This is a genomic window from Pseudoalteromonas sp. S4492, from assembly GCF_005886115.1.
Classification (GTDB): domain Bacteria; phylum Pseudomonadota; class Gammaproteobacteria; order Enterobacterales; family Alteromonadaceae; genus Pseudoalteromonas; species Pseudoalteromonas gelatinilytica.
On sequence record NZ_PNCP01000004.1, the window covers coordinates 105,014 to 120,185 of the forward strand.

At 42.0% G+C, this 15,172-nt stretch carries 12 protein-coding genes and 1 pseudogene; 5 read left to right on the forward strand and 8 right to left on the reverse strand.

Features of this window, described 5'->3' with window-relative positions:
- Positions 1 to 145 precede the first annotated feature (145 nt).
- Positions 146 to 3,142, forward strand: coding sequence for a bifunctional diguanylate cyclase/phosphodiesterase (locus CWC28_RS01190; protein WP_138624597.1), 2,997 nt, complete (start codon positions 146 to 148; stop codon positions 3,140 to 3,142).
- A 12-nt stretch (positions 3,143 to 3,154) separates the two neighbouring features.
- Here the strand turns inward: CWC28_RS01190 and CWC28_RS01195 are convergent, their stop codons facing one another.
- Positions 3,155 to 3,484, reverse strand: coding sequence for an SUI1 family translation initiation factor (locus tag CWC28_RS01195; protein WP_058586369.1), 330 nt, complete (start codon positions 3,482 to 3,484; stop codon positions 3,155 to 3,157).
- A 133-nt stretch (positions 3,485 to 3,617) separates the two neighbouring features.
- Here CWC28_RS01195 and CWC28_RS01200 point away from each other — a divergent pair, with 133 nt between their 5' ends.
- From CWC28_RS01200 to CWC28_RS01215, 4 genes are all read left to right on the forward strand, one after another.
- On the forward strand, positions 3,618 to 3,923 hold the full coding sequence (locus CWC28_RS01200) for an STAS domain-containing protein (protein ID WP_054562148.1): 306 nt from the start codon (positions 3,618 to 3,620) through the stop codon (positions 3,921 to 3,923).
- On the forward strand, positions 3,923 to 5,593 hold the full coding sequence (locus CWC28_RS01205; protein WP_138624598.1) for an ATP-binding SpoIIE family protein phosphatase: 1,671 nt from the start codon (positions 3,923 to 3,925) through the stop codon (positions 5,591 to 5,593). Before CWC28_RS01200 ends, CWC28_RS01205 begins: the two co-directional genes overlap by 1 nt.
- 45 nt (positions 5,594 to 5,638) lie before the next feature.
- Positions 5,639 to 6,298: a GAF domain-containing protein gene (locus tag CWC28_RS01210; protein WP_138624599.1), complete on the forward strand. Its 660-nt coding sequence runs from the start codon at positions 5,639 to 5,641 to the stop codon at positions 6,296 to 6,298.
- A 74-nt stretch (positions 6,299 to 6,372) separates the two neighbouring features.
- A complete protein-coding gene (locus CWC28_RS01215) occupies positions 6,373 to 7,563 on the forward strand; it encodes an amino acid aminotransferase (protein ID WP_063706666.1) in 1,191 nt (396 codons plus the stop codon).
- A 69-nt stretch (positions 7,564 to 7,632) separates the two neighbouring features.
- Here the strand turns inward: CWC28_RS01215 and CWC28_RS01220 are convergent, their stop codons facing one another.
- The 7 genes and pseudogenes from CWC28_RS01220 to CWC28_RS01250 all read right to left on the reverse strand — a co-directional run bounded on the left by CWC28_RS01220 (position 7,633) and on the right by CWC28_RS01250 (position 15,169).
- Complete coding sequence (locus CWC28_RS01220; protein ID WP_063706668.1) at positions 7,633 to 8,382, reverse strand: DUF3379 family protein; 750 nt, start codon at positions 8,380 to 8,382, stop codon at positions 7,633 to 7,635.
- A pseudogene (locus tag CWC28_RS01225) lies at positions 8,382 to 8,936 on the reverse strand (sigma-70 family RNA polymerase sigma factor); the annotation flags it as partial. The gene CWC28_RS01220 and the pseudogene CWC28_RS01225, both read right to left, overlap by 1 nt.
- A 335-nt stretch (positions 8,937 to 9,271) precedes the next feature.
- Positions 9,272 to 10,921, reverse strand: coding sequence for a BatD family protein (locus CWC28_RS01230; protein ID WP_138624600.1), 1,650 nt, complete (start codon positions 10,919 to 10,921; stop codon positions 9,272 to 9,274).
- Complete coding sequence (locus CWC28_RS01235; protein WP_138624601.1) at positions 10,915 to 12,798, reverse strand: vWA domain-containing protein; 1,884 nt, start codon at positions 12,796 to 12,798, stop codon at positions 10,915 to 10,917. The genes CWC28_RS01230 and CWC28_RS01235 overlap by 7 nt, the downstream gene beginning before the upstream one ends.
- Before the next feature lies 1 nt (position 12,799).
- Entirely contained in the window at positions 12,800 to 13,789 is a 990-nt protein-coding gene (locus tag CWC28_RS01240) for a vWA domain-containing protein (protein ID WP_138624602.1), read from the reverse strand.
- Positions 13,782 to 14,222, reverse strand: a complete 441-nt coding sequence (locus CWC28_RS01245; RefSeq protein ID WP_063706678.1) for a DUF4381 domain-containing protein — start codon at positions 14,220 to 14,222, stop codon at positions 13,782 to 13,784. The genes CWC28_RS01240 and CWC28_RS01245 overlap by 8 nt, the downstream gene beginning before the upstream one ends.
- Before the next feature lie 2 nt (positions 14,223 to 14,224).
- Positions 14,225 to 15,169, reverse strand: a complete 945-nt coding sequence (locus tag CWC28_RS01250) for a DUF58 domain-containing protein (RefSeq protein ID WP_063706681.1) — start codon at positions 15,167 to 15,169, stop codon at positions 14,225 to 14,227.
- Positions 15,170 to 15,172 lie beyond the last annotated feature (3 nt).

The window sequence follows — 15,172 nt, forward strand, 5'->3', positions numbered from 1 at the left end:
ACCGCCGATCGCAGCTAATTTAGAAAACATAGGTGTTTACTCAGAAAATTCATTTATATTTATAAAAAATTTATAAATATAAAAATGATTCTGGTATATTTGTTTTTGCACAATAAATAATAACAATTATTAATAAGGTAGTCCTGTGGTGTATCGACGACCGCCATCACGTTTTGGTGTGAATTCATTAAGTATGAAATTGTCGCTGCTGATCTCTGCGATCTGTTTGATTGCGGGTATATGTGCTGCGGCTTTAATGCTTAAATCTGAAGAAAAACAGCTTGTTTTTGAAGAGCATGAGCTTTTAAAGCACTCTAGTGAACGCTTGAGTCGTCAGTTTAACCGCTTGATTAAAACCAAAATCAATATTGCTGAGCAGGCGAATAACGTCGTAAGCAGCCAACTCCTTCACAACGAATCGCATTTACAAAGTAAACGCAGCGCAGAACTCAAATTTGCCCTCGATGGTAGTATTCGTAGTACCTCAGAAGATGGCTTATCGGCTGCGTTTCTCCCTCAAGATAAATATTCTGAATTTTATAAACAGCTTATAAACGATTCTGAGTCACTCTGGAAAATCGTTTCACCGACCTTAATTCAAGATTTCTTTAATTTTTACCTTGTCACCAAAGATAACTTTATTCGTATCGCACCACCTAACTGGGCACTCAATGTACCTGGTAGTTTTGATTTTACCAAAGGCGAGACATTTAATTATGCTCAAGCGGCGACTAACCCAAGCCGAGAAGCGGTGTGGTCAAAAGTGTATTACGACACTATTTGGCATAAGTGGGTGGTTAGTGTGCTTGTGCCAATCTACCTTGATAACGAATTTTTTGGTGTCACGGGCAGTGATATCGCGCTTGAAACCTTATTGGCACAGCTGCCAATTGGCGACCGAGAGCAGCATTTGTTGGTGTTTGATGCAAAAGGTCAGCTATTAGCTCACCCAGATTTAGATAAAACAACGCTTGAGCAATATGGTCGTGAAGGTAAAAAATTACTGACCGAAGATTTTGTAAACCCTGATCTGCAAAAACTCGTGTCTGAAACCATTCGTTTAAAGTTACCTGAGTCGGCAAATTCATTCGTACAAGATGGTGAAACCCACATTATCAATATCCGTAAAGTGGAAAACCTCAATTGGTATATTGGTATCTATAAAAAGCGCTCGTCGGCACTTTCAGCCCTTGAAGAGCTAAAAGTAAAATTCTTCGGCTTGTTTATCTTGTACGCTATTTTAGTTGCCTTGTTATTGCATCAAGCACTTTATCAACTGGTACTGCGTCGTATTCATTCATTGGTTAATGCCGTAGTTAGTTTTGGCAAAGGGCAATTGCAAACTGAGTTTCCAAAGGCCAATAAAGATGAAATTGGCACGCTAAATGGCTCATTTAGAGATATGGCTATTGAAATTCGAAAGTTGATTGATGGCTTGAACCAGCGCATTAGTGAAAAAGAAATTGCTGAAAAAGCGGCGAATCGCTTATCTAAAGCTGTGGCTTTCTCTGGCACCGGTGTGGTGATCACCAATCAAGATTTTGAGATCAAATACGTGAACCCGAAAATGGTTGAAATGACCGGTTTTGAGGAGCGTCACTTTATTGGCTCACCATTGATGAACATTATCTCGCAGGAAATGGCGATTTTGGTCGATGACATTGATATCGACTTACGCAGCCGAAATTACTGGCGCGGGGATACCTTATTACAAGCCAATGAACGTCAATCTGTTTGGGTTTCGCTAAGTATTTCACCAATTCGTGAAGATGGTGGTGAGATCACCAGTTACGTGGCATCAGCTCAAGATATTTCGTTCGTAAAAGAAAGTCAGCGTAAGATGGAGCAACTGGCTTACTTTGATACCTTAACTGGGCTTGCTAACCGAACTTTCTTCAGAATGCAGCTGCGTAAATCAATGGCACTTGCTGAACGTGGTCATTATGCATTTGCCCTATTTTATTTTGACTTAGATGAATTTAAACGTATCAACGATACGCTAGGGCATGATGCAGGCGATCAATTGTTAGTTGAAGTAGCCAACCGTTTGAAAAAGCGTTTGCGTACCGAAGATACAATAGCGCGTTTAGGCGGCGATGAATTCGCGGTCTTGTTAAGTGGTATTGAACATCAAACTCATGCTATGGAAGTAGCGAATACGATTCAGCGCACGCTTAATGAACCAATCAAACTAGGCAACAATGAAGTGATCATCAGTGCCAGTATTGGTATCACGATGGCACCGTTTGATAGCCAAGAAGAAGATCAGCTACTTAAACATGCTGACCTTGCTATGTATGAAGCAAAAGCGAAAGGGCGCAATACCTTCCACTTCTATAGCCAAGAACTTAATGCCGCAGCAAACGAGCGCTTATTTATTGAAAATGAGTTACGTACGGGTATCCGCGAAGGGCAGTTTAGAGTTTATTATCAACCACAAGTTGATTGTCGCAATAATCAGGTCGTTGGCTACGAAGCGCTTATTCGCTGGTTCCACCCAAATGAAGGGATGATCCCACCGACTAAGTTTATTCCTATTGCTGAAGCAACCGGCTTAATTGTTGAGTTAGGTGCGTGGATCTTGCAAGAAGCGTGTGAGTTTGCAGCGCGTCTAGCAAGCCAAGATTTAAAGAATAATATTTCAATCAATCTATCGGCACGTCAATTTAAAGATGCGAACTTGGTGTCTACACTTGATAAAATCATCAAGCAAACTGGGGTTGAGCCTAAGCGCTTACACCTTGAATTAACAGAAAGTATGTTAATGGGGCATGTTGAAGCTGCGATTTTACAACTGCATCAGTTAAAAGCGTTGGGCGTATCAATTTCAATTGATGACTTTGGTACTGGCTACTCGTCACTGAGTTACCTAAAACGTTTCCCTGTTGATATTTTGAAAGTTGACCGCTCGTTTGTGAAAGATATTCCACAAGACAGTAATGATATGGAAATTACCGCTGCGATTATTGCTATGGCACAAAAGCTGAAGCTTAATGTTGTTGCAGAAGGTGTAGAAACCATTGAGCAGATTGAGTTTTTACAAAACAATAATTGCTATATCGTGCAGGGTTTTTATTACAGCCCACCGGTGTCTGAAGATGAACTGCCAGCACTATTTGAGCGCTTAAAATTAAAGAACTAAAAAGGGGGGCGATTAGCCCCCTGCAATTTTAACTTTAAACTTTAGTCCTTCGAGAATCGCTTTTAGCTTATCTCTGTCATCACCTTGAACTTCGATGATACCGTCTTTTACTGCACCACCTTGGCCCATTTTACTTTTAATGGTTTTGGCTAATTTTTTTAAGTCGTGCTGCTCGCTGTCGATACCAACAACTAACATCACGCCCTTACCTTTGCGTCCTTTGGTTTGACGTTCAATGCGTAAAAAGCCGTCTTTAAAAACTTTACCTTGGCTTGGTTTACTTTCTTTAGGTTGCTCAATGCGACCCGTTGCAGTTGAATAAACTAGATTGTTATCGCTCATGGTAGATCTCGTTATAGAAGCTTGGCTAAATGATAACAAATTTCATCCTAAGTGTTTTAATTTTTGGCTTATTTGTTTTAAGCGGTTATATTTAGTTAAGTATCAGGAAAGATTTGTTTATTAGGAGTTTATTATGAGTTTAACGCGCAGCACTTCTGCTGATGGCGCTATATTAACTGTACAAATCAAAGGAAAATTTGATTTTAATTTGGTGCAATCTTTTCGTCAGGCGTATGCCGATCTCAACGACAATATCGATAAAGTGGTTATAGACCTTAGAGAAACAGATTACATGGACAGCTCAGCGTTAGGCATGTTGCTGAACATGAAAAAAAACCTAACAGGCAAGGTTGAAACAATTCAAATTAGTAACTGCCAACCGCAACTGAAAAAAATCCTACAAATCTCACGTTTTGATAAAAAGTTCGATATTGATTGATGCTTAATATTCTGGTTGTAGACGATCTTGCCTTAAATCGTCGCTTATTAACCGTGATGTTAGAGCAGCAGGGCTACCGTGTTTATACCGCTGAGAACGGTCTTGTTGCTTTAAATCTGCTCGAAGAACACACCATTGATATTGTGTTACTCGATGTCATTATGCCTGTGATGGACGGCTTTGAAACCGCAGCGATTATCAAAGAGCGCTTTAGCCAAGTTTACTTACCGATTATTTTTATTACCTCATTAGAAGACGAAGCGAGCTTTGAGCGTTGTTTAGCGGTTGGTGGTGATGACTTTTTGCATAAGCCGTTTCAAGAAGTGATTCTTAACGCGAAAATTAAAGCGCATAGCCGGATCAGAAATTTAAGCCAAAAGGCAAGAGAGCAAAATCTACAACTTGAATATCATCAAAATCAAGTCGAACGCGAACATGAAATAGTCGAACATATTTTTAATAATGCTCTTGAGAACCAACAATCTTTTCCTAAGCATTTAGATTTTCATTTATCGCCTGCGGCTATGTTTAATGGCGATATGTTTTTGGTCGCACAAAGCCCATTAGGTAGCTTATATTGCATGCTTGGTGATTTTACTGGTCATGGTTTAGCCGCTGCAGTCGGAGCTCTCCCTGCTTCAAGAGTATTTTATACCATGGTGAGTAAGGGCATGTCTGTGAGTGATATTGCCGCAGAAATCAATTCAGTATTAGGTAAGTTATTACCAGGGCACATGTTTTGTGCTGCAACCATCATAGAGCTTAGCAGTACCGGAAAAAGTATCTCGGCATGGCTAGGGGGCTTACCCGATACCTATATCATCAACCAAAGCGGTGAAGTTATTCGTACCCTTGAATCTCAACACATGGCACTGGGTATTTTAGAAGAAGATGAATTCGAACGTGCACTTATTCATATTGAAGTAGAAGACACATGCCGTATTGTCATGGCAACCGATGGTATCATTGAAACGACTAGTCCACATGACGAGTACTTTGGTGAGCATCGCTTTAAAAAAGTGCTTGCTTCAAAACCGGCTATTTCTACTGAGCAAGTACTTGAACGAGTCAATAAATTTGCCCGTGGTAATAAACAACAAGACGACTTGAGCCTCGTATTATTAAATTGCTTACCAATGCGCGAGCCTGAGCAAAAATCAGAGCCGCTATCCGCATTACCTTTTAATTTTTCATTGAGCCTGAACTCAAAGCAAATCAAAAGCACCGATCCGGTGCTGGAAGTCGTTGATGTAATAAGCAAAGTAGCAGGGTTAAATGCACATCGCGCTAATATCTTTTTGATACTCTCAGAGGCCTACAATAATGCCTTAGACCACGGGGTGTTAGGCCTCGACTCAGAGGTAAAAAATCAAGAAGATGGCTTTTTAATTTATTATCAGCAGCGTGAAGAGGCACTCGCAAATTTAACCGATGCCTTAATTATTATTGATATTCGCTATTGCCCAGAAGAACTTGCTTTATATTTTACTGTTTGCGACTCAGGAAATGGTTTTAGCAAAGAACAGGCAAATCAACAAAGCCTTGCAAGAGAGCATGGTAGAGGCTTGTGTTTGCTTGGGGAAGTAGCTTCAAAAGTGACCTTCAATAGTGCAGGCAACCAAGTCGAAATTTATTATCAATTAACAGCAAGCAGTACTAGCTCACACTAAAATCGCATGTTATCATTCTGGCATTATAGATGTTTGGATGGCTAAATGATTTCTAACTACTTATCGACAGCTCAGCTTGAATTACCAGAAAATTTGGTTGCTGAGCAATTATCAAACCTTGAACATTATCTTGCAGAGTCAGCTTTACCAGCAGTGCGTTGGGAGTATCAAATTCCTGAGCTAGGCGAGGGTGGTGCGTGTAGCTTGTTTGGCTACTTACAAGATGAACCATTCAAATTAAATGATTATGTTGCCGATGATGCTACCAATACTGAAAAACTGGCTAAGCTTCAACAAATTATCGATTTTGTTGTTGCTCAGACTCACGTTGATTGGTTCGGCATTTATCAAGCAACAGAGACAGAGGAAGGTCGTCAGTTACTAAAATTGGTTTATCACGGTGCACCGAGTCGTCCTTTATTCCCGCTTACTGAAGCGTTTGCTAAAGGCAGTAACAATGTTCAAGTTGCGCTTTCTAAGCAAGGCCGCGTGATTAATAACGTAGCCGATTACCTTGCACAAGGTGGTGAGTATTATACCTGCGATCCTAAAGTGAAAGCAGAGACGTGCTTACCACTGTTGTCAGACAAAAATGAATGCTTAGGTATTATAGATGCAGAAGCATTTAATAATGATTTCTTTGATCAGCAAACCCTTGCATTACTTGTGGCTTGTTGTATTAAAATTCCTCAACTCTTGGTCTAATTTAACTAGTAATCAGGCTGGGTTTTTATGTTAAGCTAGTGGCAACGCCAACCCCTATAAAAAAGAGATAGTCAATGTTCTCAGAATTAAAACCATTACCAACAGATCCAATTCTTGGCCTAATGGCGGCCTTTAAACAAGATACAAACCCAAAGAAAATTGATTTGGGTGTAGGTGTTTATAAGGATGAGCAAGGCAATACGCCGGTATTAAAAGCGGTTAAAAAAGCGGAAGCGTTTCGTTTAGAAAACGAAACCAGTAAATCGTACATTGGCTTGGCAGGTAACCTTGATTACTGTCAAAAAATGGAAAACCTATTACTGGGTGAGCATCCTGCGTTATTAGCAAACCGTGTTCGCACTGCACAAGCACCAGGTGGTACAGGTGCACTTCGTGTTGCAGCTGAATTCATTAAGCGTTGCAACAAAGATGCGACGGTATGGGTAACAACACCAACGTGGGCAAACCATATTAGCTTATTTGAAGCGGCAGGCTTAACAGTAAAAGAATACCCTTACTACGATTACGAAAATAAAGACCTTTTGTTTGATGACATGATTAACACCCTTAAGCAAGTGCCTAAAGGTGATGTTGTGTTATTCCACGCATGTTGTCATAACCCAAGCGGTATGGATTTAAACGCTGAGCAATGGAGCACAGTTGCTGATCTTGCTGTTGAAGTTGGTTTCACACCACTTGTTGATATTGCATACCAAGGTTTTGGTTCAAGCCTTGAAGAAGACGCAGCGGGTCTACGTAAATTAGCAGCAGCGGTTGATGAGTTAATCATCTGTTCTTCATGTTCGAAGAATTTCGGTTTATACCGCGAGCGTATCGGTGCATGTTCAATCATTGCTAAAGATGCAGCAACTGCTGATATCTCTAACTCAGTATTATTAAGCGTTGTACGTAGCATCTACTCAATGCCGCCTGCACACGGTGCTGACATTGTAAGCACGATTTTAGGCAGCACTGAGCTGACGCAAATGTGGCATGACGAGCTTGATGAAATGCGTAACCGTATTAATGGTTTACGTACTTTAATCAAAGAAAGCTTAGCAGCAAAAGGCATTGACCAAGATTTCTCATTTATTGACCGTCAAAATGGTATGTTCTCATTCCTAGGTATTAATAAAGAGCAAATCGAACGCTTACAAAAAGAGTACTCAATCTACATTGTTGGTTCTAGCCGTGTAAACGTAGCGGGTATCAGTGATGCAAACATTGATTACTTTGCAAATGCAGTAGCAGACGTTTGTAAGTAACCTGCTTTATAGCGATAAAAAAACCGCAGTGACTGCGGTTTTTTTATGCCTGTATTATTACGGTTGCTATTAATGCAGCCAGCGAATGGCATCATTGATCATACTGTTGTAGCTATCAAGCGGAGCGCCAATACTCGCTATTAAGATAGTATCCGCTCGCTCACCGCGGTTGATGTGACCCGCGAAACGCTCATCATTGAAATCGTCAGAGCCGGTACCAAATGGTTGCTCGTCAGAAGGCACAATGAATACCGTCATCGGGCCAAAATCAGACTCAAACACCAAGTGCAGACCTTTTTTGCCTTGAAAGTCACAAAACATTAAATAAGTTACTTTACCTGGTAGCTCATCTAAATGTCCGCCAATGGTGGCAAACTTTTCGTTCACATAGGCAAGGTCTATTGCTTCATGTTTATCCAGCGAGCCAATCTCATGGTAAAGGTGCGCAAAAGCATGCTCACCGACACTGTATAACGTATGTTGTTTGTTAGTAACAAAGAACACACTAATTGCCACTAAAAACGACGCTGCAGCGGCTAAATACAGGCGATTAAAGGCAAAGCGCGACTTAGCCTCTATAATGGTGTCTAGCGGCTGCTCTGAAGGCGCGTCTTCAGCGTCATAAGTATTATCAATAATTCGCTTCGCTAAATTTTCAGGCACAGGAATGTTAAGTGCCTTGCTAAGATCATCGTCAAAGGCACGTACATCATCAATAAACGCCTGTTTATCTGTGTCCTGCTCGGCAAACGCTTCAAGTTCCTTATCAATAGTGCTTGGCTCGGCGAGGATGCGGCGGCGAAACTCGAGTTCATCCATTAATTTGATGCTCCTCTAAGTTGGTCATCATCACTGCTTAAAGCCTCTTTAAGCTGGTTTCTGGCACGGAAAAGTCGTGTCATGACAGTATTTTTATTTAAATCGAGGATCTGGGCGATTTCATCGCCAGAGCAACCCATTACCACTTGCAGCAGCAAGGGCTCTCGATACTCTTCAGATAACTTTCCAATTTGTCGTTGAATCACTGTTTGTTCCATTTCAGCATCAAGAGTTGTACTTTGTTCATCCACAAGGGTGTCGTTTTCAACATCGGCGTAATCAAATTGTTTACGTTCAAAGCGGCGTGCATTTTCACGGCGTAAAATCGTCAACAGCCAAGGTTTTACCGCTTGTTGATCTTGCAGTGAATCGAGGGCACGCCAAGCCCTCAGGAAGGTTTCCTGCACTAAGTCTTCAGCAATGTTCTGATCACGACACAACCAATATGCAAAGCGAAAAAGCTCACTGTGGTAGACATGAACCAGCGCTTCATATCGCTTTTGTTTTTCTGTCATAGTAACTAAGACCTGCCTATCAGAAAAAAACTTTCTGAAATTATTATTTTTTTCTTAAAAAAACGGCTAATTCAAGATTAGCCGTTTATATTCAATCTATTAGATTATGGCGTGCTGACCTATGTTGATTGAAATTTGTTCACTCTAGGGGCGATTTAATCGCGGCGCGAGATTTGTAACCTAGTGGGCTAAGTAAAAATCGAGCAACAAAGAGTTAATCGCCCCTAGGAAGAACCCGAAGGGCAGCGCGTGTTTGGCATTGATGCTGCGTTATCACCTATTTATGTGGAACAACCACACTACATAGGCTCTGCCTTGCCTAAATACCAAACACACTGCTGCAAAATCAATCATAAAAGGTCAGCACGCCCTAGTTAATCGTAAAGATTTTTTAATTCAGTAGCATTACTTGTCGATTTAGCGTGCTTTGTTGCTTGGCTTAGCAAGTTGACGATTAAACTTAAATCAACGTGTTCTTCTGCTGAACTATAAAGTTTAGTGCGTAATTTAGCAATTTCATCATTAAGTTGTGTATTTTTGAGTGATGCTTGCAAACACTCGATGGCCGCAGCATTTTTACCTGTTTGCTGCTTAGCATAACGACTTAAGGCATTATAAAACGCTGAGCAATTATTTTGTTTTGCTAACTGCTTGAGCTCATTTAATGACGCCGACGACACGCTCGTAGGTAATGCTTCCGAGGTCGATTGTTGAGGGCGCTTTTTAATGTAAAGCACTAAGGTGATTAACCAAAGTCCATAGCCGACAATTGCCACGATAATAAGCCATAAAGGCGTAGTGACTTGCGTAACGGTTTGTACATCCGCAGGACCTTCACTCACCATGCTTGAACTATTGTTTTGCGGGGCAGTGATGGCAGGGGCTGTGGGAGTAAGTGGATTTGTACTTGGCACAACGGTTAATGTACGTGCTGGAATGGTGGCATAGCTAATACGATTGATTTTAGTATTAAACCAAGGCAGCTTTATTTCAGGCAATGTGTAAGTACCCGGTGTTTGCGGTAATAAAGCATAAGAAGCTGTTTGCTGAGAAATAACACGACCATCACGTACTAAGTGGTTATTTTCTTTCGCATCAGGGTAGCTTCTAAAGCCTTGCACCTGTGGCATATCGATATCTGGAAGTTGCTCTTTTGTCACACCTAACGCAGTCAAAGTAATGGTGCGAGTGATAGGGGTGCCAACTTCAACAGTGTCATCTTTTGGCTGCCATTGCTCATCAAGATTGACCAACTCACTCGGTAACCAAGCGCCTGTGTAGTTATCTGGAATTGGTTTAATTTCCACATCAACATCTTCGCCCATCGCTGAGACAGCCATTTGACGGTAGTTTTGACGAATACGGCCATTGAACACAGGAGCCGTGATAGTATTCACGCCACTTTTTTGTGGCTGTACTAAGTACTCACGGGTGATCACTAGATAGCGTTTACCATCAATTAACTCATATTCTTCAGACTGCTTGTTAATCGGTGTTAACTCAGCGTTCTCCATTTCTGGTGTAGTTAAGTTGCCATCCAGCAATTCTTTGTTGTTGTCTAAATACAATTTAACCGTATAAACACCGGCTTCTTGCACGTATAAGCTAGTTGGCTTGATGCTGGTTTTAATGAAGGCTTCTTTATTTTGTTCAGAGGTTTGGCTGCGTTTAGCCACCGTTAGCTCAATGGGTTTTGAACTAACACCGGCAACAGTAAAGGCAGGGATGGTATAAGTGCCTTCTTTACGGGTCATCAGCTTTACAGACCAGTTGGTTTGCTTGCTGATTTCACCATTAATAATATTGGTGCGAGAGCTGACACTGGTTGGCCCTACAACAAAGTCTTTTAATAACACCGAAGTGTCAGGTTGCTCGCTGTTAATAGAGTCGTCTGCTGAGATGGTTAAAACAAAAAACTCACCAGCAAGGACAGGGTTTTTATCAACACTTGCCTGTAACTGGGTGGCAGCCCAAAGCGGCGCTGCCGCGATTAGCAATAAACAACATAATAATCGCATTACCATGATTTTTCGGCTCCTCGTGGACGACGTTGATAGTTTCGTTTTTGTGCTTCTAATTGCATTTTATTTCTTAATAAGATCGCAGGATCATCGGGAACTTTGCGCAGCAGCTGGTTAAGTTGCTGAGCTTTCTCTTTCTCTTCATTAGTCAGTTCAGCAGCTTGTGCCTGCATGGCTTGTTGCTCTGCTTGCTGTTTAGCTTGTTCATCACTTTGCGAAGGCTGTGGCTGGGCATCTTGTTGCTCGGGAGCTTGCTCTGGCTGTTGTTCACCTGATTGTGACGACGTGTCTTTTTCAGATTGCATTTCAGGTTTGTTTTGCTGGTCACTTTCAGACTCGCTTTGTTCACCTTTTTGATCTGATTGCTCACCTTGCTCAGACGGTTGTTGGCCATCTTGCTGCTCACTTTGCTCAGAGTTTTCGCCTTGCTGGGAGTTTTCACCCTGTTGCTTTTGCTGGTTATCTTGCTGACCATCAGAGTTTTGTTGATCATTGTTTTGCTGTTGATCTTGTTGCTGTTGCTGTTGTTGTTGCTCTTGCTGCTGCAATAACTGTTCAACGAGGGCTTGGTTTTCTTTTGCCTCAGTGAAGTCATTTTTAAGCTGTTGGGCTTGCTTATACGCTTCTATGGCTTGTTCTAGCTCACCCGCCTTGGCAAGGGCATTACCGTAGTTGTAAAAGCCCGTCGCAGATTTATCTTCACTAAACGCATCCATGGCAGCTTGGTAATTACCTTGCTGGTAAAGGGCGGCGCCTTTAAGTTGCGTGTTTTCAGCTTGAGCGGCTTGTTCAAATTGATTTTGCTGGTAGGCATCAAGAGCGCGTTGGTCTTGGTTTTTAAATACCTCTGGTAATTCAGCGGCGTATACTTGTTGCTGAGGTAGGAACATAACAAACAAAAAGCCAAGTACTAGGCTGCTACGGCGAATTAAAAATAGCGCTAACGGCAATAAAATAATCAGGCCGTAAATACCTGCATCAACTCGCCATAATGCTTGGCTTTGTTTCTCATCTTTGAGTACTTCAGCATTAGCAGTGGGGGCAAATGTTTGAATATCTTGATTACTGGTTTGATACAGTGCAAATTTGCCACCGCTATTACGTGCAAGCGCACTTAAGCGGCTGATATTTAGCGTCGGAATCACAATCTGCCCTTGCATATCTTTTAAAAAGCCACCTTCTGGTAACTTAATCGGCGCCCCTTGCTCTGTGCCGACGCCATAGACATTTAAGCGATAATTAGACTGAGCAGTAAAGCGGCTAATATCTTCTTGATCTAAGCTATCAACCCCATCGGTGACTAAAATAATATCACCATCTAAATAGCCCGCTTGTTTTAGTAAATCGTCGGCTTTTTCTAGGCCTTCAATAACATTTGAACCTTTGCTCGGCATGATATCAGGGCTTAGACTTGGGATAAGGTTAGCCAAGGTGCTGGCGTCATTGGTTAGCGGCGAAATTGTGAATGCAGAGCCTGCATAAGCGACCAATGCCGTATCACCTTCTTTGAAAAGATCAATCATATCAAGTGCTTTAAAGCGAGCTTGAACTAACCGGCTTGGTGCGATGTCGGTACTGAACATGGAGTACGACATGTCCATCACAATGACCCGTGCATTCTTTGCTTGAAACACCGGGACTTGTTTCTTCTCAAAGCTTGGACCTGCTGTAAACACGATGGCTAACAGAGTAAATACAGCAACTAGCCAAAGCGGTTGGCTTTGTTTTTTATGATTGTCGCTCATTATAAACTGCGCCAAATGGGGCGCAATTAAATCAGCAGGGGCGCTTTTTTTGTTGCGTACCAACAGCACACTAAAAATAATCAGCGCGGGGATTAATAACCAAAGTAGGGCAGGGCGAATAAATTCAAAATCCATACTAGCTCTCCTGCTTAAATTGGCGAATAAAATTGACTAGCATTGCTAAACCGATAAATCCAAGTGCGACAAGCAGTGGAATATAAAACAATGAAATTTGTGGGCGGAACGTTTGCTCATCACTACTGATAGGCTCAAGTTTATCGAGCTCTTGATAAATTTGCTGTAAACCAGCGACATCTTTTGCTCTAAAGTATAAGCCGCCAGTTTGCTCGGCAATGCGTTTTAGTAAAGTTTCATCCAAGTTACCACCACTCATACCACCCACATTAAACAGGCTAAAGCCACGTTTACTATCTGAGCCAACACCTATGGTATACACTTTAATGCCTTCTTCGCGGGCTAACAGTAGCGCATCTTCAGGATCAAGGTTACCGGCGGTGTTTTGACCATCGGTTAATAGCACTACGATACGGTTACTTTCATCTTTATTAGCAAAACGTTTTACGGATAAACCTAACGCATCACCGATGGCTGTTGCTCTACCTACTAGGCCAATCTGCGCTTCGCTGAGCATTTGGCTCACCGTTTTAACATCACGGGTAAGGGGCGTTTGTAAAAATGCGGTATCCCCAAATAAGATAAGACCAAGGCGATCACCTTGACGCTGCTCGATAAAATCACTGAGTACAGCTTTTACCATAGTGAGCCTATCTACATATTGATTATTTCGATACTCCATATCTTGCTCTGTCATTGAGCCAGATAAGTCCACCGCAAGCATAATATCGCGTCCTTCATTAGGCAGCGTGATCGGTTCATCAAGCCAAGTTGGGTTTGCAATAGCGACAACCAAAGAGACCCAAACAGCCCATTCGAGAATCGAAACTTTGCGGCTATGTTGTTGTACTGCTTGATTATTTAAGCCAAGCTTAGCAAAGCCAGGAATACGTAAACGTAACTGCCCTTGTTGTTTTAAGGGCATGAAGCGGCTCAATAACCAAGGCAGTGGTAAAAGTACAAAACACCATGGCCAACTAAACTCAAACATTAATTGGCTCCTTGAGTTTAAAGTTGCTGATAGCACTGCGCAATTTAGCCCCAAGCTCAGCATTATTACTATGCTGTTGATAAAGCGGCATTAGTTCATCATAACTAAAGTTGTCGCCACTGAGCTTAGATAAACTTTCTGACCATTTAGCCAAAGGCTGAGAGGCAAGTTGGCTGTTGTAATAATGGCGAGTTAAGCGTTTTAAAATAATGTGCAGCTCTTGCGTATCCTCATCGCTGAGGGTTTTGCTTAATTTAATGGCTTGTTTTTTGGCTTTTTTAAACTGCTGGTTTTTATATAAAAGCACTAAGCCGATAATTAATAACGAACCAACTAAGGCGATGATCAGCCACCAAATTGGAGCAAGTGGCCACCATGCAACCTCGGTCGGTGCAATGACATCATGTAAGCCATCTAGCGGATTTTTTTGCATTGTTACTTTCTCACTAATTGCAGCTCAAGTGGAGTGGCTGCACTGAATGAAATTAAACTAAGCCCAGATTTTTGTAAGCGCTTTAATCTATTAGAAAACGACTCTTCGGCAGACTTAGCAAAGCGCTCGCGAAATTGCTTATCCATTAACGGTAACGCAAGCTCTTGGCCATTCGCCGACACGGTCACAGTTTGTTTAAAAGCAGGTAGCTGGTGCTCGAACGGATCGCTAATATGGCAACCAATCAATTCACAGTGTCTGCTGAGTATTTCAAGCTGTTTGAAGCTTGCTTCATCAAGCGCACTAAAATCGGAGACGATATAAACCAAGCTTCCTGGTTTTGCTAAATGATTAAGGCGTTTAAGGTTTTCGCTGAATAAGCTGGAGGCTGTTTGGTCGATATTAGCCAGTGCTTGACTGTGAATATCACATAAGTTGTGACAAAGCTTTAACACGGCTTTTTCTCGAGAGGTCGGTTTTAATTCGTGATGACCTTGCTGATTAAACACCAGACCACCGATGCGATCACCTCGTTGGCACGCTGACCAAGCAACCAATGCGCTGATATGCGCTGCTTGCACCGATTTTAACAGTAACTTTGAGCCAAATAGCATCGAGTTAGAGAAGTCGGTAAAGACAAAAACAGGGCGCTCTTTTTCTTCTTGAAACAGCTTAGTGTGGGTTTCGCCAGTGCGTGCAGTAACACGCCAGTCGATAGAGCGTATGTCATCACCGGCTTGGTAATGACGCACCTCGGCAAACTCCATACCGCGGCCTTTATGGGGCGCAAGGTATTGCCCAGCTAAGCTGTTTTTGATTTTTACTTTGGGCGCAAGTTCTAGCAAACGAGCTTTGGCTTTGTAATACATCAACTCTTTGAGTGATAAATTGACGCCTTGACTATGACTCGCTGCTAACCACGCCGCTGGATCAAATTGGCTCGACATAGC

Coding starts and splice junctions, on each gene's coding strand:
- CWC28_RS01250 (WP_063706681.1), bottom strand. CDS start 15,169: ATGTCGAGCCAATTTGATCCAGCGGCGTGGTTAGCAGCGAGTCATAGT.
- CWC28_RS01215 (WP_063706666.1), top strand. CDS start 6,373: ATGTTCTCAGAATTAAAACCATTACCAACAGATCCAATTCTTGGCCTA.
- CWC28_RS01220 (WP_063706668.1), bottom strand. CDS start 8,382: ATGGATGAACTCGAGTTTCGCCGCCGCATCCTCGCCGAGCCAAGCACT.
- CWC28_RS01245 (WP_063706678.1), bottom strand. CDS start 14,222: ATGCAAAAAAATCCGCTAGATGGCTTACATGATGTCATTGCACCGACC.
- CWC28_RS01210 (WP_138624599.1), top strand. CDS start 5,639: ATGATTTCTAACTACTTATCGACAGCTCAGCTTGAATTACCAGAAAAT.
- CWC28_RS01230 (WP_138624600.1), bottom strand. CDS start 10,921: ATGGTAATGCGATTATTATGTTGTTTATTGCTAATCGCGGCAGCGCCG.
- CWC28_RS01240 (WP_138624602.1), bottom strand. CDS start 13,789: ATGTTTGAGTTTAGTTGGCCATGGTGTTTTGTACTTTTACCACTGCCT.
- CWC28_RS01205 (WP_138624598.1), top strand. CDS start 3,923: ATGCTTAATATTCTGGTTGTAGACGATCTTGCCTTAAATCGTCGCTTA.
- CWC28_RS01235 (WP_138624601.1), bottom strand. CDS start 12,798: ATGGATTTTGAATTTATTCGCCCTGCCCTACTTTGGTTATTAATCCCC.
- CWC28_RS01195 (WP_058586369.1), bottom strand. CDS start 3,484: ATGAGCGATAACAATCTAGTTTATTCAACTGCAACGGGTCGCATTGAG.
- CWC28_RS01200 (WP_054562148.1), top strand. CDS start 3,618: ATGAGTTTAACGCGCAGCACTTCTGCTGATGGCGCTATATTAACTGTA.